This is a genomic window from Sinorhizobium sp. BJ1 (assembly GCF_002531555.1).
GTDB classification, from domain to species: domain Bacteria; phylum Pseudomonadota; class Alphaproteobacteria; order Rhizobiales; family Rhizobiaceae; genus Sinorhizobium; species Sinorhizobium fredii_B.
The window spans coordinates 94,833-117,425 of the sequence record NZ_NWTH01000004.1 but is presented as its reverse complement, the minus strand read 5'-3'; the positions used below and the strand labels follow the sequence as shown (position 1 = coordinate 117,425).

Here is a 22,593-nt window from a genome sequence, read left to right as displayed (position 1 = left end):
ATGGAACGGTTGAAGTCGCGTCAGGTTCCCAATCGCCCAGGGTCCTTTTTCGTCCAGTGTCACGCGGCTTGGCTACAAGCGGGCAAGGCAGGCATCGAAACTGGGTTCCGGTATCGGCAGGTATCGCTCGCTCCTGCCGACTTGGAACCACGCTATTTCCGGCACTCTTCGCACCAGACCTCCAGCCGTAACGTGCCCGGAATGCTGAGGCCGAGCCGCGGAATTGTACGCTCCGGCGCTTCTTCTGCAAGGCTTTCGTGCGCGATGTTTGATCGCCGCTTCCCTTCAAGATTTCCCTCGACAGCGCGCCGCGCTCAAAGCTGAAGCGGAAGACTAATTTCGCACCCGCAAAAGATGCAGCTTGACTTTTCGAAGCAAAACCCCGACATGGAGGCGCGTCACCTTCCGGCCGCCGCGTGAGCGTGCCCTCGGCAACCATATTGAGCTGGGAAGAAGGAAAAGCGCGATACATTGCCGCAACCGGCGGCAGCACACAGGCGCTTGACGATTTTCTCTTAACCCACAAGTTCCCAATTCACGCGGGGTTCTTGACGCCAGACGACACCGGAATTGCAAGAGGCGATTCCGGCGACAGCGTTTGGCGCCCCGAAAGGTATATGCATTGTCCACTTTCAAAGAGCTCGGTCTCTCGCAGGACATCCTGGCGACCCTCTCCGCCAATGGCTTCGAGAAGCCGACGCCCATCCAGACGCAGGCCATTCCGCTTGTCCTCAAGGGTCATGACCTCATCGGTCTCGCCCAGACCGGCACCGGCAAGACGGCCGCCTTTGGCCTGCCGATGATCGAGAAGCTCGTCGCCGACGGCAAGCGCCCGGACCCGCGCAACATCCGCGCCCTCGTGCTTGCCCCCACCCGCGAACTCGTCAACCAGATCGCCACCAACCTCAAGCTCTTCGTGAAGAAGAGCCCGCTGAAGGTCGGCGTCGTGGTCGGCGGCGTCTCGATCAACAAGCAAACCGAACAACTGGCCCGCGGCGTCGACATTCTCGTCGCAACACCTGGCCGCCTGCTCGACCTTATTGCCCGTAAGGCCGTGACGCTGACGCAGGGCCGCTACCTCGTGCTCGACGAGGCCGACCAGATGCTCGACCTCGGCTTCATCCACGACCTGCGCAAGATTTCGAAGCTGGTACCGAAGAACCGCCAGACGCTGCTCTTCTCGGCAACCATGCCGAAACTGATCGCCGAGCTTGCCGGCGAGTACCTGACCGATCCGGTCAAGGTCGAGGTCACGCCTCCCGGCAAGGCCGCCGACAAGGTTGAGCAATATGTCCATTTCGTTCCGGGCAAGGACCTGAAAACGACGATCCTGAAGCGGACGCTGACCGACAATCCCGATGGTCTGTCACTGGTCTTCAGCCGCACGAAGCACGGCGCCGAGAAGCTGATGAAGCATCTGGACCATGTCGGCTTCAAGGCCGCCTCGATCCACGGCAACAAGAGCCAGGGTCAGCGCGAGCGGGCACTGAAGGCGTTCCGCGACGGCGAGATCCGCGTCCTCGTCGCGACCGATGTCGCCGCCCGTGGCATCGACATTCCGGGCGTCACCCATGTCTACAACTACGATCTGCCGGAAGTTCCGGATGCCTATGTGCATCGCATCGGCCGCACCGCCCGCAACGGCCGCGACGGCATCGCGATCGCCTTCTGTGCGCCGGACGAAATCCGCCTGCTGCGCGATATCGAAAAGCTGATGGGCATCCAGATCGCCGTCGCCAGCGGCGATGCGCCGGCCGACCAGGCCCGCCCCTCCAAGGGTCGCGGAGGTCGCGGCAATGGCCAGCAGCGCGGCAATGGTGGTGGTCAACATCGCGGCAATGGCGGTGGTCAGCATCGCGGCAATGGCGATGGCCAGCGCCCGAAACGGCCCGCGCGTGAACCGGCCGTGGCCGGTGGGTTTGCCGGTGACGAGCTACTCCGCGACGACCGCCCGCAGAAGAGCGAGCGCCGCGACCATCGCGCCGCAGCCCCCGGGCATCACGACGGCCGGTCGGAAGGCAACCGCAACCACGAGAACCGGAAGCACCATGGCCGCCCGGGCGCGAAGCAAGAGGGACGCCGTCATGGCGACGGCCAGCCCGGCAATCGGGGCGAGCGTGGTCAAGGCGTGCGCCGCGCAGACAATGGCGGCCGGCAGGGCTGACGCTCTACGATGACATTGTGGGCGGCCGCCGAAGGCCGTCTTTTGATAACATCCCGATCTAGGCGAGCTCGGCCGCGGATTTTCTCTGCGGTCGAGTTTTTGCAATGAAGATCCCCCGCCAATATCGATAGCTGCCGCTCGGTCCTATCACGTCGGAAAAGTTATTTCGGCAGCGGGCCGAACCTCGACCCTCGCTCTACCTGCATCGAACCCATCAAGCGTTTCGTTGTGGTGCGCAACGATCTCGGGAAATGCGAGAGCGCCCGAATCCGCCGTCGTGTGTCCGTCGGCAACCAGCGTCACAGCATATCCGAGCGAAACCGCCCGCCTCACGGTGGTATCGACACAGAACTCGGACATGCATCCGCCGATAACCAGATGCGTGACGGAACGCTCCTCAAGGCGCGTGGAGAGGTCGGTCTCGAAAAACGAGTCACAGCTTTTCTTGTGAACGACGACGTCGCCTGAGGCAGGCGCGATCTCGTCGCGAATGGCCCAGCCATGCGTCCCGACTGCCAATCGATGCTTCTCGTCCCCGTCGTGCTGGACCAGCACCACCGGAACACCTGCGGCTCGGGCCCTGTCTTTTAAGGCGCAGAGCCGCGCGACGGTTTCGTTTAACGCCGCATCGACAAGCCTTTGTCGGTCTTCTCTACCTTTTCCTGAAAGGATGGCGTTCTGTATGTCGACGATCAGCAGTGCCTTGGTCATTGAGGCGCCTCTATTTCACTGAACCTGCCGCAACATTGATTGCGCGCTCTCCTGCAGGCGCCGCACCCCTTGTCTTGCGATTGGTGAGGTAGACGCCGGTGACCGCGATGATCGTGCCGACGATCATCGGCCAGGTCAGGGCTTCGCCGAAGAAGAGCGCCGCCTGAACCGCCGCGAGCGGCGGCACCAGATAGATGAGTGATGCGGCGCGCGACACCTGGCCGCGACGGATGAGATAGAGCAGCAGCGCGATCGCCCCCATCGACAGGCCAAGAACGGACCAGGCAAGGGCGGCGAGGAGCTGAATGTTCCAGGTGACGCGCAGATCTTCGAGCATCAGGGCCAGCGGCACGGTGACGATCAGGGCGCCGACATATTGCAGGGCGGCGATCGACCGAATGTCGCCGTGCTGCAGATACCGCTTCTGGTAAAGCGTACCATAGGTCACCGCCGCCATCCCGAGCACGTTGACGGCCACCGGCAGCAGATGGATGGGCGTCGATTCGGTGTCGATTGCCAGCGTCTTCGGCAAGACGGCGAGCGCGATGCCGCAAAAGCCGAGCACCAGCCCGAGCCGCTGCTGCCGGCTTAGATTCTCGCCGATCAGGAATGGCGCGACAGCTGCGGTCATCAACGGCTGCAACCCCGCGATGATGCCGGATATGGCCGCAGGCACCCCCTGCCCGATCGCCCACCACACCGCCCCAAGATAAAGACCGTGTAGAAATATCCCGGACATCACCGCATGGCCGACCACGCTCCAGGAGCGCGGCCAGCGCGCACCGGTTGCTGCGCAGAAACCGATGAAGAGCACGATCGCCACGCTGTAGCGCAGCGCCAGGAAGGTCAGTGGATCGGCAAAGAACGCGGCGTATTTTGCGACCACCCAGCCCGTCGACCAGAGCAGCACGAAAATGGCCGGGGCCAGGCGGGCGAGCATCATCGGCGTTTCCCCAGTGAGGCGGGTCCAGTGAGGCGGGTCAGGCAAGGCGGATCACCAGATCCGGAAGAGACCGTCGCCCGGGGCGATAGACCGCGTACCTCCCTTGGTCAAAGCAATTTTTCTGATGGTTGCGATCAGCGAATCGGAACCATCAGGCGGAGGGCGGAAGCAGAGGAGGATACGAAGCCGGCCCCATATTCCTCGCGATAGTGAAGATGGGTCTGATCCACGGCATACCCCTTCGCTTCGATCCAATCGAACATCTTGCGGTACTGGACGAAGACATCCCCTCCTTCGGGGTGGTGCATCGTCGTAGCGAAGCGCATCGCCGGCAGATTCGTGTGCTCGGACGCGGCGAAGGTCGCGTGATCCTCGCCCACATAGCCGATGAGACAGCTGAAGCCCTCCGGCCGGACGTCCCAGGAAAGGCCGATGAGGGCGGCATGATCCCGCGGATGGGTGCGCCGGCAATGCTCCTGCGTCTCGGCAATCAGCCTGTGATGGCGCCGTCGGCGGCTTCCACGAATGTGCCATGCCAGAGGCGACCGGCGCTGCGCCGGCCGTTCGGCAATCTCGTAGAGTGCGTCCATTCCGTCTCTGCCTCGGGGCGACTATCCGCCAGCGCGGACATTTTACGCCTGCCCGATCGACGAACAAGACCGGCAAAGCGAGGCCGCCGGCGCGACGACAACCTGTGGTGGGCCGCCGAATATTCAGGCATCTGCCCGTTTACGGACCAGCAGGAGAAATCCGGCGGCAAAGACCGTGCGCCTCAAGGAGCGAAAGCGCTTTCAAATTATGGATCGGGGCAGGCCGAAAATTTCATCGGCAAACGTGCACGCTTCTTGCATTGCGGCAAACGTTGTACTCAAATGGTCAAAAATAAGGGGACCACGCCTTTGGCATTTGATGAAATGATCAATGCGGACAGCAGTCCGCGCCAGCCATATTCGACGTATCATCAATGGTATGCCAGCCAGGACAGAAACCGGCTCATAGCGAAATCGAAAGAAGCGGAGAACATCTTCCGCAAGACGGGCATCACCTTCGCGGTCTACGGACACGCCGATTCTTCCGAAAAGCTCATCCCCTTCGACCTCATTCCCCGCATCATCTCCGGCCGCGAATGGCGCCGCCTCGCTCAGGGAATCGAACAGCGCGTGATCGCGCTCAATGCCTTCCTGGATGACATTTACCACAAGCAGGAGATCATCCGCGCCGGCCGAATTCCACGCGAACTGATCGAGAAGAACGACGCCTTCCTGCCGCAGATGATCGGTTTCCGGCCGCCCGGCGGCGTCTACACCCATATCGTCGGCACCGATATCGTGCGCACCGGCGAGGACCAGTTCTACGTCCTGGAAGACAATGCCCGCACGCCCTCCGGTGTCAGCTACATGCTGGAGAACCGGGAAACGATGATGCAGATGTTCCCGGAACTCTTCCATCAGAACCGCGTGCGGCCTGTGGAGAACTATCCCTATCTGCTCCGCCAGAGCCTGTCGTCGCTGGCGCCGCCCGGTTGCGCCGGCAAGCCGCGCGTCGCCGTGCTCACCCCCGGCATCTACAATTCCGCCTTCTACGAGCACGCCTTCCTCGCTGACATGATGGGCGTCGAACTGGTTGAAGGGTCGGACCTCAGGGTCATCGACGGCAAGGTGAAGATGCGCACGACGCGCGGCTACGAGGCGATCGACGTGCTTTACCGCCGCGTCGACGACGATTTCCTCGATCCCCTCACCTTCCGCCCGGATTCGGCACTTGGTATTCCCGGTATCATGGACGTCTATCGCGCCGGCAACATCACCATCGCCAACGCGCCCGGCACCGGCATTTCCGATGACAAGGCGATCTATTCCTACATGCCGGAGATCGTCGAATTCTATACCGGCCGCAAGCCGCTGCTCGAAAATGTACCGACCTGGCGCTGCTCGGAACCGCAGAGCCTCAAATACGTGCTCGATCATCTGGACGAACTCGTCGTCAAGGAAGTACACGGCTCCGGCGGCTACGGCATGCTCGTCGGGCCGACGGCGACCAAGCGGGAGCGCGCCGCCTTCGCCGAAAAGCTCAAGGAGCGTCCCGGCAACTATATCGCCCAGCCGACATTATCGCTCTCGACCGTGCCGATCCTCGTCAACAAGGGCATCGCACCGCGGCACGTCGACTTGCGTCCCTATGTGCTCGTTTCCGACAAGGTGCAGATCATTCCCGGCGGCTTGACGCGCGTCGCGCTGAAGGAGGGTTCCCTGGTGGTGAATTCCAGCCAGGGTGGCGGCACCAAGGATACCTGGGTACTGGAGGACTGAGGCCATGTTGGGAAGAACTGCGAACGGCCTCTACTGGATGTTCCGCGATATCGAGCGCGCCGAGAACGGCGCCCGGCTGATCGACGCGGGCCTGCGCATGTCGCTGACCCGCAGCGAGTCGACCGAGGGCGACTGGGACGGCGTGCTGCAGAGCGCCGGCGTCCGCGAGCTTTACGACGAAGTGCACGACACGTTGACGAGCGGCGACGCCATCGATTTCCTGCTGCGCGACCGCGCCAATCCGTCGAGCGTCCTGTCATGTATCGAGGCGAGCCGCCACAATGCCCGCATGGTTCGAACGGCGCTGACTCGCGAGACCTGGGAAGCGACCAACGAATGCTGGATCGAGATGAAGGCAATGCTCGCCAAGAAGGTGCGGCCGGCCGACATGCCCGAGATCATCGATGCCATCAAACGCCGTGCGGGTCTGATCCGCGGCGCCTTCCACGGCACGATGCTGAGGAACGAGATCTTCAACTTCTCGCGCATCGGCACCTTCATCGAGCGGGCCGACAACACCGCCCGCATCCTCGATGTGAAATACTACGTACTGCTGCCGGCCGTCTCGGCCGTCGGATCGTCGATGGACAACGTGCAGTGGGAATCGATCCTGCGCTCCGTCTCGGCGCACCGCGCCTATGGCTGGGTTTACGACGCGGAACTGAAGCCGTCCAACATTGCCGACTTCCTGATCTCGAACGGCCGCATGCCGCGCTCGCTCGCCTATTGCTACGAAAAGATCGTCAGCAATCTCGGCTATCTGGCGCGCGAATATGGCGAAAGGCATTCTGCCCACGAGACCGCCGAAGTGACGCTCGCTTCTCTGCGCAGCCAGTCGATCAGCGACATCATGGATCGGGGCCTGCATGAATATCTGGAAGAATTCATCAGCCACAACAACCGTCTGGGCCAGGAAATAACCGACGGCTATCGATTCTACCACTGAGGCCCAGGAGGTTGGAATGCACCTGAAAATCAGCCACACGACCGAGTACCATTACGACGAGCCGGTCCCCTATGCGCTGCAGCGGCTGCGCCTGACGCCGACGACGCAGCCCGGCCAGACGGTGTTGAACTGGAGGACGCTCGTCGATGGCGCCGGGGTCGAAGTCAGCTACGACGACCACTTCGGCAACCGCACGCATCTCGTCAGCATCGACGCGGATCGGACGACCTTCCGGATCGAGGCGAGCGGCGAAGTGGAGACGGAGGACAAGGCAGGCGTCTTTGGCCCGCACCAGTCCTACGTGCCGCTCTGGCTCTATGCCCGTGAAACCTCGCTCAGCAAAGCGGGCAAGCTGATCCGCGAGCTTGCGAAATCCGCAGAAGGCGCAACGGACCTCGAGCGCATGCACGCGTTGATGGACATCATTCACGAAACCGTCGCTTACGAGCCGGGCGAGACCCATGCCGACACCACCGCCGAGGAGGCACTCGAGCGCGGCAAGGGCGTCTGCCAGGACCACGCCCACATCCTCGTCTCGGCGGCGCGCACCCTCGGCCTCCCCGCCCGCTACGTCTCAGGCTATCTGATGGTCGAAGGCCATCCTGAGCAGACAGCAAGCCACGCCTGGGCCGACGTGCACTTACCCGGCCTGGGCTGGGTCGGCTTCGATCCCGCCAACAAGATCTGCCCCGACGACCGCTATATCCGCATCGCCACCGGTCTTTGCTATCGCGATGCCGCGCCGGTCTCCGGATTGGTTCATGGCGTCGCCAGCGAGACGCTGAAGGTGGCGGTCACGGTGGAGCGACAGGGGCAAACGCAGAGCCAGAGTCAAGGGCACGGCCAAAATCAGAGCCAGTGAGCCACAGACGGGGAAAATCGCCGCAACTGCCCTCATTCGGCTTGCCAGCCACCTTCTCCCCGCAAGCGGGGCGAAGGAGACTCGCGGAAACCTCCTACTCCTAAATCGCAGCCAACCTAGGAAACATGCAGCGAAGCTGCTGTAGTCCCCTCTCCCCGCCCGCGGGGAGAGGGTTAGGGTGAGGGGTAATTCGCAAGGCAGCCGGGAGCAAAAAGGCAATTGCCCCTGCTGCCCCTCAATGGCTGTCGCGGTCCATCGGGATGCGGTCTCCGCGCGTGCCGACCAGGAAGTCGAGGTCGGCGCCTGTATCGGCCTGCATCACGGTTTTGATGTAGAGACCGCCATAGCCGCCGTTGAGGGGCTTGACCGGCGACACCCAAGCGGCACGCCGACGGGCGAGCTCATCGTCGGATACATGAAGGTGCAGCGTCCGGTTCGGGATGTCGACCTCGATCAGGTCGCCGTTTTGGACGAGCGCCAGCGGCCCGCCCTCGGCGGCTTCCGGTGCGGTGTGGAGGATAACGGTGCCATAGGCCGTGCCCGACATGCGCGCATCGGAAATGCGGATCATGTCGGTGATCCCCTTCTTCAGCACTTTGGGCGGCAGGCCCATATTGCCGACCTCGGCCATGCCCGGGTAACCCTTCGGGCCGCAATATTTCAGCACCATGACGCAGTTCTCGTCGATGTCGAGATCGTCGCGGTTGATGCGGGCGTGGTAGTCCTCGATGCTTTCGAACACGACGGCGCGGCCCTTGTGCTGCATCAGATGCGGCGAGGAGGCGGAAGGCTTCAGCACGGCGCCCCTTGGCGCCAGATTGCCGCGCAGCACGGCGATGCCGCCGGACTTCGTCAGTGCCTTTTCCTTGGGAAGGATGACGTCTTCGTTGTAGTTGGTAACACCCTTGACGTCATTCCAGATCGTATCGCCGCTGACTGTGATGGCGTCGTTGTGGAGCAGTCCCATCTCGGCGACCGCCTTGATGACCACCGGCAGGCCGCCAGCGTAATAGAACTCCTCCATCAGATACTTGCCGGAGGGTTGCAAGTTGACGATGGTCGGCACGTCGCGGCCGAGCCTGTCCCAATCGTCGAGCGAAAGGTCGACGCCGACGCGGCCGGCAAGCGCCAAAAGGTGCAGCACGGCATTGGTCGAACCGCCGACCGCGCCGTTGACGCGGATGGCGTTTTCAAAGGCCTGCTTGGTCAGGATGTCGGAGGGCTTCAGGTCTTCCTTGACCATCTCGACAATGCGACGGCCAGTGAGTTGCGAGATCACCCGGCGACGGGCGTCGACGGCCGGAATCGCAGCATTGCCGGAGAGCGTCATGCCGAGTGCCTCGGCCATCGACGCCATAGTCGAGGCGGTACCCATGGTCATACAGCTTCCCGCCGAACGGGCCATGCCCTGCTCGGCATCCATGAATTCGTCCAGCGTCATTTCGCCGGACTTGACCATTTCCGAGAACTGCCAGATCGCGGTGCCGGAGCCGACATCCTTGCCGCGCCATTTGCCATTCAGCATCGGGCCGCCGGACACGACGATCGCCGGGATATCGACGCTCGCCGCGCCCATCAGCAGGCTGGGCGTGGTCTTGTCGCATCCGCCGAGGAGCACGACGCCATCGACCGGATTGCCGCGGATCGCCTCTTCGACATCCATGGCCGCGAGGTTGCGGAACATCATCGCCGTCGGGCGAAGCGTGCTCTCACCGGTCGAAAAGACCGGGAATTCCACCGGGAAGCCGCCCGCCTCGTAGACGCCGCGCTTCACGCGCTCCGCGAGGTCGCGCAGATGCGCGTTGCAGGGCGTCAGCTCGGACCAGGTGTTGCAGATGCCGATGATCGGCCGTCCGTCGAAGGTATCGGCGGGGAGCCCCTGGTTCTTCATCCAGGAGCGGTGCATGATGGCATTCTTGCCCGTACCGCCGAACCACTCCTGCGAACGGAGCTTGCGCGGCCACTCAGCTTTCTTCTTCATTTCTTCTTTCCTTCGGGCCCGTGGGGCGGGCGGGGACACGTCGGCTTCAGAGCGGGATGAGGCAGCTATCTGGCTGTCCGCATCCCGCTCGGGGGCTTAAGCCAGCGTGTAGGCTGTCTTGACGGTTGTGTAGAATTCGGCGGCGTATCTGCCCTGTTCGCGCGGGCCGTGGGAGGAGCCCTTACGGCCGCCGAACGGCACGTGGAAATCGACGCCGGCGGTCGGCAGGTTGACCATCACCATGCCGGCCTCCGAGTTGCGCTTGAAATGCGTCGCATGCTTGAGGCTCGTCGTGGCGATGCCGGAGGACAGCCCGAACGGCGTGTCGTTGGCGACGCTGAGCGCCTCGTCATAGTCCTTCACCCGGATGACCGCAGCGACCGGACCAAAGATCTCCTCACGGGAGATGCGCATCTGATTGGTGGCCTCTGTGAACAGCGCCGGCTGCAGGTAGAAGCCGGGCGTGTCGCGCGAAATAAGCTCGCCGCCGAAGGCAAGCCTGGCGCCTTCCTGCTTGCCGATGGCGATATAGTCGGTGTCCTGGTTCAACTGGCTCTGGTCGACGACCGGACCGATATGGGTGCCGGCCTTCAGCGCGTCGTCGACGACGAGACCCTTGATCCGCTCGCCCATCGCCGCGACGAACTTGTCGTGGATACCCTCGGTGACGATGACCCGCGACGAAGCGGTGCAGCGCTGACCGGTCGAGAAGAAGGCCGAATTGACCGCCGCTTCGACCGCCACCGCAACATCGGCGTCGTCGAGCACGACGAACGGGTTCTTGCCGCCCATCTCCAGCTGGAACTTGCGATTGTGCTCGACCGAGGCCATCGCGACGCGTTTTCCGGTGCCGGTCGAGCCGGTGAAGGTAATCGCCTGCACGTCGGGGCTGTCGAGCATCGCCTGGCCGACCACCGAGCCCTTGCCCATGACGAGGTTCAAGACGCCTTTCGGCAGGCCGGCGCGGTTGAGGATGTCGACGATCGCCCAGGAGCAACCCGGTACCAGCTCGGCGGGTTTAAAGACGACGGTGTTGCCGTAGCAAAGCGAAGGCGCAATTTTCCAGGCCGGAATGGCGATCGGGAAGTTCCACGGCGTGATGATGCCGACGACGCCGACGGGTTCGCGGCTGATCTCGACGCCGATGTTCGGACGCACCGAGGGAATGACTTCGCCCGCCAGTCGCAGGCACTCGCCGGCGAAGAAATCGAAGATCTGCCCGGCCCGCACCGTCTCGCCAATGCCCTCGGCGAGCGTCTTGCCTTCCTCGCGCGACAACAGCCGGCCGAGTTCGTCCTTGCGGGCGAGGATCTCGTCGGCAGTCTTCCTCAGGATGGCGTGGCGCTCGAGGATGCCGGAGCGCGACCAGGCCGGAAAGGCCGCCTTCGCCGCGGCGATCGCCGCTTTCGCATCATCTGCCGTCGCGCGGGCATATTCGCCGACGACATCATTGGTGTTCGAGGGGTTGACGTTGGCGATGCCGTCGCCGCCGACCCATTCGCCGGCAATCAGGTTCTGGTGAAGTGTCATGGCTTCAGCCTCCTTGTTTTCTTGTCGCAAGCGGCCGCCCGTCGCGGCCGCTGGTTGCTATAACAGATATATCAGAGCTGATGTATGGCGATCTCTTCTTCCGCGGCAATTGCCAGCGGATTGCGAAGCGCAAGCCCGAAGTCCTTGGCCTCGATCTCGAAGACGTCCCCTGCTTCGGTGCGGATGCCGTCGCCGAAGGAAAGCGTCGCCGTCCCGAACATGTGCACATGCACGTCGCCCGGGGCGCGGAAGAGGCCGTACTTGAAATGGTGATATTCCAGGTTGGCGAAGCTGTGCGACATGTTGGCCTCGCCCGAGAGGAACGGCTTTTCCCACAGGACCTTGCCACCGCGCAGGATTCGCGACGTGCCGCGGATGTCGTTCGGCGCCGCGCCGATGCGGATTTCCGGCCCGAAGCTCGCCTGGCGCAGTTTCGAATGCGCCAGCCACAGATAGTTGACCCGCTCGGTCTTGTGGTCGGAGAATTCATTGGCGACCGCAAAGCCGAGCCGATAAGGCGCGCCCTTGTCGGAAATCACGTAGATACCGGCCATTTCCGGCTCCTCGCCGCCGTCCTCCGCAAAGGAGGGCGAGGTCAGCGGCTGGCCCGGTGCGACCGCGGCCGTACCGTTGCCCTTGTAGAACCATTCCGGCTGGACGCCCTTTTCGCCCGGCTTCGGCTTGCCACCCTCGAGCCCCATCCGGAACATCTTCATCGAATCGGTCAGCGTTTCCTCGGCCGCCTCGGTGGTCTTCTTGTGCATCGCATCACGCGTCGCGGCGGAACCGAGATGTGTCAGCCCGGTACCGGTCAGGTGCAGGTGCGCCGGATCCGGATGGGTGATCGGCGGCAGCATGCGCCCTTCGGCATAGGCTTCATCGAGATCGATCGTCTCTCCGAGTCCTCTGGCGTCGATGACCTCCTTGAGGCCCTTGCCGGCATTCGCCGCTTCCATCGCCAATGCGTAGACGCTTTCCGCGTACTTGACGACCCGCGCCGTTTCACCCGGCGCCCGCACTGCGACTGCAATCGATCCGTCTTCTTTCCTGACTTGCGAAATCAGCACGTCTCTATCCTTCCTGATCGAGTTGGCTTCGGGCATTCGTTTCCATGAGGAAAGGCAATGCTTCGCCTCGAGAGTGGCTCGCACCACCCAGCTATGGCAGCCTCGGTCGGCCGCCCATTCATGATGTGGTCAATGGGAGCTGACCGGAAATCCGATCAGCCCTTGCCTTTGTTCTTGTTGTAGACGTCGAAGAACACGGCCGCGAGCAGTACGAGGCCCTTGATGAGCTGCTGGTAGTCGATACCGATGCCCATGATCGACATGCCGTTGTTCATCACGCCCATGATGAAGGCGCCGATCACCGCACCGGTGATCTTGCCGACGCCGCCCGATGCCGACGCACCGCCGATGAAGCAGGCCGCGATGACGTCGAGTTCGAAGCCGACGCCTGCCTTCGGGGTGGCCGAGTTCAATCGCGCCGTGATGATCATGCCGGCGAGTGCCGCGAGCACGCCCATGTTGACGAAGGCGTAGAAGGTCAGCCGCTCGGTATTGATGCCGGAGAGCTTGGTGGCCTTCTCGTTGCCGCCCATGGCGTAGACCCGGCGACCGATCGTCGAGCGCGTCGTGATGAAGGTGTAGAGGGCGATCAGCACGCCCATGACGATGAGCACGTTCGGCAGGCCGCGATAGGTCGAAAGCTGGAAGCCGATGAACAGGGCGACGACGCCGATGACCGCCATCTGGCCCGCGAAGAACACGAACGGCTCGTTCTCGGTACCGTGCTGCTCATTGACGCGGCGATTGCGCAGGCCGGCATAGATCGCATAGCCGACCAGCGCCAGCACCGCCACGAGCGCCACCATGTTCTTGATGATCTCGGGGCTCGGGCTGAGGAAGTAGAGAAAATCAGGAACGAAGCCTGTCGAGAGAATCTGGAAATCCTTCGGGAACGGCCCGATCGGACGGCCGCCGAGGACGACGTAAGTCATTCCGCGGAACACCAGCATGCCGGCGAGCGTGACGATGAAGGACGGGATCTTCTGATAGGCCACCCAATAGCCCTGCGCCGCCCCCATGATGCCGCCGACGACAAGACAGGCGGGAACGACGACGAGGGCCGGCAGACCCCATTTGACGAGCATGATGGCCGAAATCGCCCCGACAAAGGCGACGATCGAACCGACCGACAGATCGATGTGACCCGCCACGATGATCAACAGCATGCCCAGCGCCATGATGACGATGAAGGAGTTCTGCAGCACCAGGTTGGTGATGTTGACCGGCCTGAAGAGAACGCCGTTGGTGACGAACTGGAAGAACAGCATGATGATCACGAGCGCGACCAGAAGGCCGTATTCGCGGATGTTGTTCCTGAGGTAGTCCCCGATCGAGGGTTTGGTGGGATGGGTGCTCGTATCGGCGACCATTAGTGTTTCTCCCCTGAACGCATGATGGCCCGCATGATGGACTCCTGACTTGCTTCCTCCTTGGAAAGCTCCGCCACGATGCGGCCCTCGTTCATGACATAGATGCGATCGCAGGTTCCGAGCAGTTCCGGCATTTCCGACGAGATCATCAGAATGCCTTTACCCTCGGCTGCGAGCTGGTTGATGATGGTGTAGATCTCATACTTCGCGCCGATGTCGATACCGCGGGTCGGCTCGTCGAGTATGAGGACTTCGGGATTGGTGAACAGCCACTTGGACAGCACGACCTTCTGCTGGTTGCCGCCCGAAAGATTCACCGCCTCCTGATAGATCGAATGCGAGCGGATCCGGAGCTTCGCGCGATAGTCGGCGGCGACCTTCCGCTCCTTGCGCTCGTCGATGATGCCGCTCGGAGCTACCGCGCTCAGATTCGCGAGCGTGGTGTTCTCCTTGATGTTGTTGATCAGCACGAGGCCCAGTTGCTTGCGGTCCTCGGTCACATAGGCGAGACCCGCCTTGATCGCCTTCGGGATCGTGCTGACGTCCACCGGCTGACCGCGCATCGTCACCTCGCCGGTGATCTTGTGTCCCCACGACTTGCCGAAGATGCTCATCGCCGTTTCGGTGCGGCCGGCGCCCATTAGCCCGGCGATGCCGACGACCTCGCCGGCCCGAACCTTGAAGCTGACATCGTGCAGAAACTGCCGGTCGCGGTGATGCTGATGGAAGACGTTCCAGTTCTTCACCTCGAGCAGCGTATCGCCGATCTTCGGTTCGCGCGGTGGGTAGCGGTCTTCCATCGCCCGGCCGACCATCCCCTTGATGATCCGATCCTCGCTGATGTCTTCCTTGTCACAGTCGAGCGTCTCTACCGTGCCGCCATCGCGCAGGATGGTGATCTGGTCGGCAACCTTTTTGATCTCGTTCAGCTTGTGCGAGATGATGATCGAGGTCATCCCCTGATTGCGGAACTCCATGAGCAGCTTCAGGAGCGCGTCGGAGTCGTTTTCGTTGAGCGATGCGGTCGGCTCGTCGAGGATCAGCAGCCGCACCTTCTTGGATAGCGCCTTGGCGATCTCGACCAGTTGCTGCTTGCCGACGCCGATATCGGTGATCAACGTCGCGGGAGACTCGGTTAGGCCCACCTTCTTGAGCAGTTCCTGCGTCCGGGCAAAGGTCTGCGGCCAATGAATGACGCCCTTGTCGGCGATCTCGTTGCCGAGGAAGATGTTCTCGGCGATCGACAGCAGCGGAACGAGCGCCAGTTCCTGGTGGATGATAATGATGCCGAGTTCTTCGCTGTCGGCGATCGTGCTGAAGCGACGCTCCTCGCCGTCGTAGTGAATCTCTCCCTCGTAAGTGCCAGCGGGATAGACGCCACTCAGCACCTTCATCAGGGTCGATTTGCCGGCACCGTTTTCGCCGACCAGGGCATGGATCTCGCCTTCGCGGACCTTGAACGAGACATTGTCCAGCGCCTTGACGCCCGGGAACGTCTTCGTGATGCCCCGCATTTCAAGAATGATATTGTCCATATTCAGCCATTCCAGCGGCAATCTGCAAGAGACTGCAGGCTTCCACCCGCCGCATGGCCCCCGGATCGGTCGAGATCCGGGGAACCCATGAAGCAGTTCAAATTATCATAGCGACCATGGTGCGTCTGCAAAGATGCAAGATGCACGTCGCGTCAGGCGAAAGGGCCTGCGGCCAGCCGCGGACCCTTCGAGCCAGATCAGTTGTTGATCTGATCTTCCGTGTAGTAGCCGGAGCCGACGAGCACGTCCTTGGCATTGGTCTTGTCGACCGAAACGGGCTTCAGCAGGTAGGAGGGAACGACCTTGACGCCGTTTTCATAGGTCTTGGTGTCGTTCACTTCCGGCTCCTTGCCGTCCATGATCGCGTTGACCATGCCGACGGTCACCTTGGCGAGTTCGCGGGTGTCCTTGAAGACCGTGGAGTACTGTTCGCCGGCCATGATCGACTTGACCGAAGGCAGTTCCGCGTCCTGACCGGTAACGATCGGCATCGGCAGGTCGCCCGAGCCGTAGCCAACGCCCTTCAGAGCCGAGATGATACCGATCGACAGGCCGTCATAGGGCGACAGAACGCCGTCGACCTTGGCATCGGTGTAGGTGGACGACAGCAGGTTTTCCATGCGCGCCTGGGCAACCGCACCGTCCCAACGCAGCGTGCCGACCTGGTCCATACCCATCTGGCCGGACTTCACGACGATCTTGCCGCTATCGATCAGCGGCTGCAGAACGGACATCGCGCCGTCATAGAAGAAGAAGGCGTTGTTGTCGTCCGGCGAGCCACCGAAGAGTTCGATGTTCTTCGGCCCGCTGGCGCCGTCGAGCTTCAGGCCTTCGACGAGCGAGGTCGCCTGGAGCACGCCGACCTGGAAGTTGTCGAAGGTGGCGTAGTAGTTGACGTTGCCGGAATCGCGAATCAGGCGGTCATAGGCGATGACCTTGACGCCGGCGTCGGCTGCCTTCTGCAGGATGTCGGAGAGCGTCGTGCCGTCGATGGCGGCGATGACGAGAACCTTCGCGCCCTTCGTCACCATGTTCTCGATCTGCGCGAGCTGGTTCGGAATGTCGTCGTCGGCGAACTGCAGGTCCGGCGTGTAGCCGGCTTCCTTGAAAAGCTTCTCCATGGTTTCGCCGTCGGAAATCCAGCGGGTCGACGTCTTCGTCGGCATGGAGATGCCGACCGTGCCCTTGTCCTGGGCGAATACCGGCGCAGCGAAGGCTGCGACGGACATCGCGGCGGCTGCGAGAAGCGAAGTAATCAATTTCATCAGATCTCTCCCTGAGTGTTGAAGCCGGCGGCCGGAGCCCCCGTCATATGCGCAGCGATTCACCGGCCCGGAGAATTCGTCCCCGACGGCGTTTCAAGATAAAGGAAGGTCCTCCCTGTCTTAGCATACTCCCGCATGCGCTGCCGCACATGGCTGGAAACTGGAATCAATTGCCATAACTGTCAAATACAATATCGCTTTGTGTACATACCAAAATTGGTATACGACCCTCAAAGAGTGTGATTTATGAATCTCTTGAATAGCAGGGCCGGAAAATGACCCTCGACAGTAAACCGAGTATCGCGACCCCGCCGGGAGACACCTTCGACACCGGCCTTTTCCGGTCCGGGCTGAAGATCAACCACCTGCGGCTCATTCTGGCGATCGACGATTATCGCCGTATCAGCGCCGCGGCCGAATCGCTCGGCGTGTCCCAACCGGCCGCCTCGCGCATGCTCGCCGAAATCGAGGCGATCGTGAAGGCCCCGATCTGCGCGCGGGTGGCCCGGGGCGTCGAATTGACCCGTTACGGTGAAGCGCTCGCCCGGCGGTCGCGGACGATCTTTCTCGAACTGCGCGAGGCCGCCCGCGAGATCAGCGAACTGAAGACGGGCAGCGGCGGGTCGGTTTCACTCGGCTCCGTCACCGGCCCTGCGCTCAATCTCGCCGTGCCGGCCATCCGCCAGGTTTCGACGGCCTATCCCGGTATCGAGATCAATGTACAGATCGACAACAGCAACGTTTTGACACGCGAACTGCTTGCCGCGCGCCACGACTTCGTGGTCGGCCGCATCCCGGACGACCTCAATCCCCGTCTTTTCAACCTGGTCGAAATCGGTTTTGAGGAAGTCTGCCTGATCGTTCGCCAGGGCCACCCGCTGCTCGACCACGCTTCCGCCAGCGCCGACGACCTGCCGGGTTATGATTGGGTGTTTCAGCCGCCAGGCACCCTGCTGCGCCGCGCCGTCGAAGACAGTTTCATCTCGGCCGGCGTCCGACTGCCTTCGACCGTCATCAATACATCCTCGATCATCCTGACCCTGTCGATCGTCCGCAATACGAATGCCATCGCCCCCGTCGCGCTCGACGTGGCGAAGCTTGTCGCCGGAAACGGCACCCAGGCCGGCGAAATCCGGATCCTGCCGACTGAGTTCCCGATCCGCATCAAGCCCTACGGCCTGATTACCGCCGAGGGCCGGGCCCTCCCCCCGAGCGCGAAACTGCTTTACGACCTGATCCTCAAACAAAGCCGGACGTGATCAGGCCCGCATAATCCTCGATGGGCAAGATCGTCCCGGCTCGCACGGCGTTTCGCTTAATTTGCGCGCGGCAGATCACGGGAGACGCCATGTTCGGCATGTCGGTGTTTCAATCGGTGCTCGAGCGCCTGAAGGCCGAGCAGATTATGGATGGGGACACGGACCCCGAGCGGGAACAGGCGGCGCGCGGTTTCATGCAACCGCCGATCGGCCGTTCGCCGGCTTTTGTCGTCGAGACGCCGGCACGGACGAGCGCCGCATTCGGCACCGTCGAGAAAGCCTACCGGGATCTGGCCGCTGCCGAACGGGCCGAGGAACCGCGCGTGGTGCCCGACCACCTGCAGCGCACGAGCCTTGCCGATGTCGCGGCCGAACTCGATCTCGGTGATGGGGAAACCGGGCTGACACTCGCTGCCAAGCGCCGGCGCTTTGCCGCCGCGAACCATCCCGACCGGCTGCCGCCGGAGTTCCGGGCGAACGCCACCATCCGGATGAAACTCGCCAACATGCTCATCGACGAAGCGTTGCGAAGGCTCGGACAGTCCGCGACCTAGCCTCTACTTCGTCTGGTCGCCCGCTTCGCTCCCTTTTTCGTCCGGCTGCTTCGGCTTGTAGAAGATCAGGAGAGCGGCTCCGGCATAGGTGGTCACGACAAGGAAGATCGTCGCCCACATCGTCTGCCCGCCATAGAACTCGACAGCCGTCCACACTGCACACAGGGCAACGATGAGCAGGCGTATCCACAGGGGCCGATAGAACGGGTGATCCGGGTCGATGAATTTGATCATGGCATTGCCTCTGAGGAAACTGCGCACCTTGCCTCTCGTCTATCGCATAATTCTTCAAATCGATACCGGTTAAAGGCCATAATTGTCCGGCAATCCCGAGCGGCACGGAGCGCGCCACAAAGACATGCGGCGTCGGCGACAAGCGTCGCCACCGGCTTGACGTCGGAGCGGCAAATGGAATAAACATTCTGAAAACGCATTTCGTGGCCGTTTCATTCCGATTTGACGAACATCTGCCGAAAGACAGGACTGGAATCTGTGTGACGGCATTGGGGAGAGGCACAAGGGCGCGGGAGGAATCGGCCACTGCCTCTCTCATTGATCTGCTATTCGCGGACGTAATCGCCCGCAACGCCTCTGCGCGATGAGCGTCAATATCATCGCGCACCCACCCGGTCTGGAACCGGAATTCGAGAGAGACGAAGATGACAGTGAGATTTGGTCTTCTGGGCGCCGGACGTATCGGCAAGGTTCACGCGAAAGCCGTCAGCGGCAATCCGGACGCCGTCCTTGTCGCGGTTGCCGATGCCTTTCCGGCCGCCGCGGAGGCGATCGCCAAGGCCTATGGCTGCGAGGTCCGCACCATCGCGGCGATCGAGGCGGCCTCCGACATCGATGCCGTCGTCATCTGCACCCCGACCGACACCCATGCCGATCTGATCGAGCGCTTTGCACGGGCCGGCAAGGCGATCTTCTGCGAAAAGCCGATCGATCTCGACGTCGATCGAGTCAAGGCGTGCCTGAAGGTGGTCGCCGAAACCGGCGCCAAGCTGATGGTCGGCTTCAACCGCCGCTTCGACCCGCATTTCATGGCCGTGCGCAAGGCAATCGACGCCGGCACGATCGGCGACGTCGAAATGGTGACCATTACCTCGCGCGATCCGGGCGCGCCGCCGGTCGACTATATCAAGCGGTCGGGTGGCATCTTCCGCGACATGACGATCCACGATTTCGACATGGCGCGCTTCCTGCTCGGCGAGGAGCCGGTTTCGGTGACGGCGACCGCCGCCGTGCTCGTCGATAAGGCGATCGGCGAAGCCGGCGACTATGACAGCGTCTCCGTCATCCTGCAGACCGCATCCGGCAAGCAGGCGGTCATCTCCAACTCGCGCCGCGCCACCTACGGCTACGACCAGCGCATCGAGGTGCATGGCTCCAAGGGCGCCGTTTCGGCCGAGAACCAGCGCCCGGTCTCGATCGAAATCGCCACCGGCGACGGCTACACGCGCCCGCCGCTGCACGACTTTTTCATGACGCGCTACACAGAAGCCTATGCCAACGAGATCGAGAGCTTCATCGCCGCGATCGAGAAGGGTGCGGTAATCACGCCGTCCGGCAAGGATGGTCTCGCGGCGCTTGCCCTTGCCGACGCGGCCGTCCGGTCGGTCGCCGAAAAGCGCCAGATCAGCGTCGCCTGACGCTGGAGCGATCTTGAACGCCAAAAGGCCGGGCGTCCCCCGGCCTTTTTTGTTGCTGAGGCAGACTACGCCTCGGCATGTCGGAGCGCCGGGGCGTCCGACGACGAGATCGCTCCGGCACTCGGCGCAAGTCCCGGCCGGCCGGTGAGGAAGCCCTGTATCTGCCGGCATCCCTCCTCGACGATGATCTGCTTCTGCCGCTCGGTCTCGACACCCTCGGTCACGACCGGCAGGTCAAGGCTATGGCCAAGCGCGATGATTGCGCGGATGATCGCGTGCGCGGCGGGGTCCTTGTCGAGTGCCGCGGTGAAGCTGCAGTCGATCTTCAGCTTGTCGAACGGGAAAGTCTGCAGGTTGGCGAGGGACGAATGTCCCGTGCCGAAGTCGTCCATGACGATCCTGACGCCGAGCAGCCGCAGCCGGACGAGCGCCGCCAGCACGTCTTCCCGGTTGTGCAACAGCGCCGCTTCGGTGAGTTCCAGTTCCAGGCGTCGAGGCTCGAGGCCGGTGCGCCGCAGGATGCCGGCAATCTGATCGAAAAGGCTCGGCACGAGGAACTGGACCGGCGAGATGTTGACCGAGACGGGCAGAGGGTCTGCCCAGCGGACCGCTTCGGCGCAGGCCTGTTCGAGCACCCATTCGCCGATCTGGATGATCGAGCCGCTTTCCTCGGCGATCGGAATGAAGACGTTCGGCCCGACGATCCCACGCTCCGGGTGTCTCCAGCGCAATAGCGCCTCGTATCCGACCACTCGGTCGTCATGGACGTCGACGAGCGGCTGGTATTCGAGGAACAGCTGACGCCGAAGGATCGCATGCCGGAGATCGCTTTCCATCTGCCGGCGCGAGCGCAGTGTCTCGTCCATTTCCGCATCGAAGAAGCAGGCGATGCCCTTGCCCGACCGCTTGGCCCGGTAGAGCGCCGTATCGGCATTGTTGCAGAGCCGCTCGGCCGTCGCGCCGTCACCGGGATAGATCGCCACCCCCATGCTGACGCCGACGGCCATCGGATCGCGGTGGGTATCCATCTCCTCGGCAAAGAGCCGGAGGATGCGGTCCGACAATTGCCGCGCCGCCTCCGGCTGGACGGCACCGGTCTGCAGGATCGCGAATTCGTCGCCGCCGAGCCGCGCGATCGTATCGGCCTCACCCGCCGCGGCGCGGAGAATATCGGCAACCTTGCGCAGGATCCGATCCCCCTCGCCATGGCCGAAGATGTCGTTCACGGCCTTGAAGCGATCGAGGTCGAGGCAGAAGACGGCGAGCTGTTCGTTCCTTGCAGCCGCGACCGCTAGGGCCTGTCTCATCCGTCTCTCGAAGGAACTGCGGTTGGAGAGATCCGTCAGCCCGTCATGATGCGCCAGATGCTCGATGGTCCTTTCGGCCTCTTTGCGGGCGCTGAGGTCTCGCACGAAGATCACGTCGGATTGGCGGCCGCGATACTCGATCGTTCGGCAGACGTGCTCGACCGGCACACGCCGTCCGTCGGCGCAGATCAGCTCGACCTCGGCGGGACCGTTGTCGATCTGGCGCTCGCGCGGCTCGTGACCCTGCGGTGACGCGAAGAGCCCTTCGGGCTTTCTGCCGATAAGATCGGCCACCTTCGCGCCGCAGAGGTTGACAAACCGTTCGTTCGCATCGACGACCCTGCCATTGCAGACGATCACCATTCCTTCGAGCGATGCGTTGGCGAGACCACGCAGGTCCGTCAGATGCCGATCGATGAAGAGCGCGCCCAAGGCGGTGAGGATCAGCGTGGTGGAGGCGACGACGACACCGCCGGCGAGCCAGACGGGATCGAACGCGTCCGCTGCCGCCACGCTCGGGTCCGGCACCAGGGTGACGCCGCTCATCGAGGTGAAGTGCAGGACGCATATTGCAAGCACCAGCAGCAGCGTCGGAGCGACCAGCTTGTGCGCGCCTCCGAAAGCCCGAAAGGCATGGAGCGCAAGGGCGGCGATCAGCGGGCCGAATAAGACGGCGGCGAAGCTCATCTGCGGATCGAAGTCGATTCGCCCCTGGGTCTCGATGGCGCGCATGCCCGTTACATGCATGGCGGCGATGCCGAGGCCGAGGAAAATTCCGGCACCGGGGAAAGCATAGCGGGAGGTGCCGACAAGGGCCGTCGCAAAGGCGATCCAGGACGCGGCCACCGCAACGAGCGCGGAAAACAATGTGCCCCAGGCGTCGTAGGCGATCGGCACGCCACCGTCATAGGCGAGCATCGCAATGAAGTGCGTCGACCAGACGCCGACGCCGCAGGCAAAGGCGCAGGCCGCGGTCCAGAGGTGCCGCTGCCAGCCTTCGCTGCGCTCGGCGCGCTGCAGGAGCAGCATCGTCGCCGCGCTGCCGGCCAGACAGACGATCGCCGCCACTGCAACCAGACGCCAGTCGTGACGATCGCTGATGCATGCAAGTACTGAGAACATGACTGTCTCCCGCCTC

At 62.8% G+C, this 22,593-nt stretch carries 18 protein-coding genes; 7 read left to right on the top strand and 11 right to left on the bottom strand.

The annotated features are described in order from the left end of the window. The first annotated feature begins 622 nt into the window (after positions 1-622). Entirely contained in the window at positions 623-2,164 is a 1,542-nt protein-coding gene (locus CO676_RS06670; RefSeq protein ID WP_014765421.1) for a DEAD/DEAH box helicase, read from the top strand. A 147-nt stretch (positions 2,165-2,311) separates the two neighbouring features. On the opposite strand, the gene CO676_RS06665 is transcribed toward CO676_RS06670, so the two are convergent. From CO676_RS06665 to CO676_RS06655, 3 genes are all read right to left on the bottom strand, one after another. Further along, positions 2,312-2,875, bottom strand: a complete 564-nt coding sequence (locus tag CO676_RS06665) for a cysteine hydrolase family protein (protein WP_097520030.1) — start codon at positions 2,873-2,875, stop codon at positions 2,312-2,314. Between the two features lie 10 nt (positions 2,876-2,885). Next, positions 2,886-3,815 (bottom strand): DMT family transporter, encoded by a 930-nt coding sequence (locus CO676_RS06660; RefSeq protein ID WP_245424280.1) that lies wholly within the window; start codon positions 3,813-3,815, stop codon positions 2,886-2,888. 137 nt (positions 3,816-3,952) lie between these two features. After that, positions 3,953-4,408: an AraC family transcriptional regulator gene (locus CO676_RS06655; RefSeq protein ID WP_245424267.1), complete on the bottom strand. Its 456-nt coding sequence runs from the start codon at positions 4,406-4,408 to the stop codon at positions 3,953-3,955. 324 nt (positions 4,409-4,732) lie between these two features. Here CO676_RS06655 and CO676_RS06650 point away from each other — a divergent pair, with 324 nt between their 5' ends. Genes CO676_RS06650 through CO676_RS06640 form a run of 3 tightly spaced genes read left to right on the top strand, consistent with a single transcriptional unit; the run spans position 4,733 to position 7,935 of the window. Continuing rightward, positions 4,733-6,127 (top strand): circularly permuted type 2 ATP-grasp protein, encoded by a 1,395-nt coding sequence (locus tag CO676_RS06650; protein WP_041415548.1) that lies wholly within the window; start codon positions 4,733-4,735, stop codon positions 6,125-6,127. A gap of 4 nt (positions 6,128-6,131) precedes the next feature. Then, positions 6,132-7,073 carry an alpha-E domain-containing protein gene (locus CO676_RS06645; protein WP_014765426.1) on the top strand — a complete coding sequence of 314 codons (942 nt, stop codon included), beginning with the start codon at positions 6,132-6,134 and terminating at the stop codon, positions 7,071-7,073. A 16-nt stretch (positions 7,074-7,089) separates the two neighbouring features. Continuing rightward, the gene (locus tag CO676_RS06640) at positions 7,090-7,935 is read left to right on the top strand and encodes a transglutaminase family protein (RefSeq protein ID WP_097520028.1); all 846 of its coding nucleotides are present in this window, start codon (positions 7,090-7,092) and stop codon (positions 7,933-7,935) included. 235 nt (positions 7,936-8,170) lie between these two features. On the opposite strand, the gene araD is transcribed toward CO676_RS06640, so the two are convergent. The 6 genes from araD to chvE all read right to left on the bottom strand — a co-directional run bounded on the left by araD (position 8,171) and on the right by chvE (position 16,683). After that, on the bottom strand, positions 8,171-9,916 hold the full coding sequence (gene araD, locus CO676_RS06635; protein ID WP_097520027.1) for an L-arabinonate dehydratase: 1,746 nt from the start codon (positions 9,914-9,916) through the stop codon (positions 8,171-8,173). 96 nt (positions 9,917-10,012) lie between these two features. Then, complete coding sequence (locus tag CO676_RS06630) at positions 10,013-11,446, bottom strand: aldehyde dehydrogenase family protein (protein ID WP_097520026.1); 1,434 nt, start codon at positions 11,444-11,446, stop codon at positions 10,013-10,015. Between the two features lie 71 nt (positions 11,447-11,517). Further along, positions 11,518-12,513 carry an AraD1 family protein gene (gene araD1, locus CO676_RS06625; RefSeq protein ID WP_179875420.1) on the bottom strand — a complete coding sequence of 332 codons (996 nt, stop codon included), beginning with the start codon at positions 12,511-12,513 and terminating at the stop codon, positions 11,518-11,520. Positions 12,514-12,668: 155 nt separating this feature from the next. Continuing rightward, the gene (gene mmsB / locus CO676_RS06620; protein ID WP_014765431.1) at positions 12,669-13,883 is read right to left on the bottom strand and encodes a multiple monosaccharide ABC transporter permease; all 1,215 of its coding nucleotides are present in this window, start codon (positions 13,881-13,883) and stop codon (positions 12,669-12,671) included. Then, positions 13,883-15,418 (bottom strand): multiple monosaccharide ABC transporter ATP-binding protein, encoded by a 1,536-nt coding sequence (gene mmsA, locus CO676_RS06615; RefSeq protein ID WP_097520320.1) that lies wholly within the window; start codon positions 15,416-15,418, stop codon positions 13,883-13,885. The genes mmsB and mmsA overlap by 1 nt, the downstream gene beginning before the upstream one ends. Positions 15,419-15,615: 197 nt before the next feature. Next, entirely contained in the window at positions 15,616-16,683 is a 1,068-nt protein-coding gene (gene chvE / locus CO676_RS06610; RefSeq protein WP_014765433.1) for a multiple monosaccharide ABC transporter substrate-binding protein, read from the bottom strand. Positions 16,684-16,958: 275 nt separating this feature from the next. Here chvE and CO676_RS06605 point away from each other — a divergent pair, with 275 nt between their 5' ends. Next, positions 16,959-17,942, top strand: coding sequence for a LysR family transcriptional regulator (locus CO676_RS06605; RefSeq protein WP_014765434.1), 984 nt, complete (start codon positions 16,959-16,961; stop codon positions 17,940-17,942). 89 nt (positions 17,943-18,031) lie between these two features. Next, positions 18,032-18,496 carry a hypothetical protein gene (locus CO676_RS06600; RefSeq protein WP_014765435.1) on the top strand — a complete coding sequence of 155 codons (465 nt, stop codon included), beginning with the start codon at positions 18,032-18,034 and terminating at the stop codon, positions 18,494-18,496. A 3-nt stretch (positions 18,497-18,499) separates the two neighbouring features. Here the strand turns inward: CO676_RS06600 and CO676_RS06595 are convergent, their stop codons facing one another. Next, positions 18,500-18,730, bottom strand: coding sequence for a hypothetical protein (locus CO676_RS06595; RefSeq protein WP_014765436.1), 231 nt, complete (start codon positions 18,728-18,730; stop codon positions 18,500-18,502). 425 nt (positions 18,731-19,155) lie between these two features. Between CO676_RS06595 and iolG the strand changes: the two genes are divergently transcribed. After that, positions 19,156-20,148, top strand: a complete 993-nt coding sequence (gene iolG, locus CO676_RS06590) for an inositol 2-dehydrogenase (protein WP_097520024.1) — start codon at positions 19,156-19,158, stop codon at positions 20,146-20,148. A 65-nt stretch (positions 20,149-20,213) separates the two neighbouring features. Here the strand turns inward: iolG and CO676_RS06585 are convergent, their stop codons facing one another. Then, a complete protein-coding gene (locus CO676_RS06585) occupies positions 20,214-22,577 on the bottom strand; it encodes an EAL domain-containing protein (protein ID WP_097520023.1) in 2,364 nt (787 codons plus the stop codon). Between the last annotated feature and the right edge of the window lie 16 nt (positions 22,578-22,593).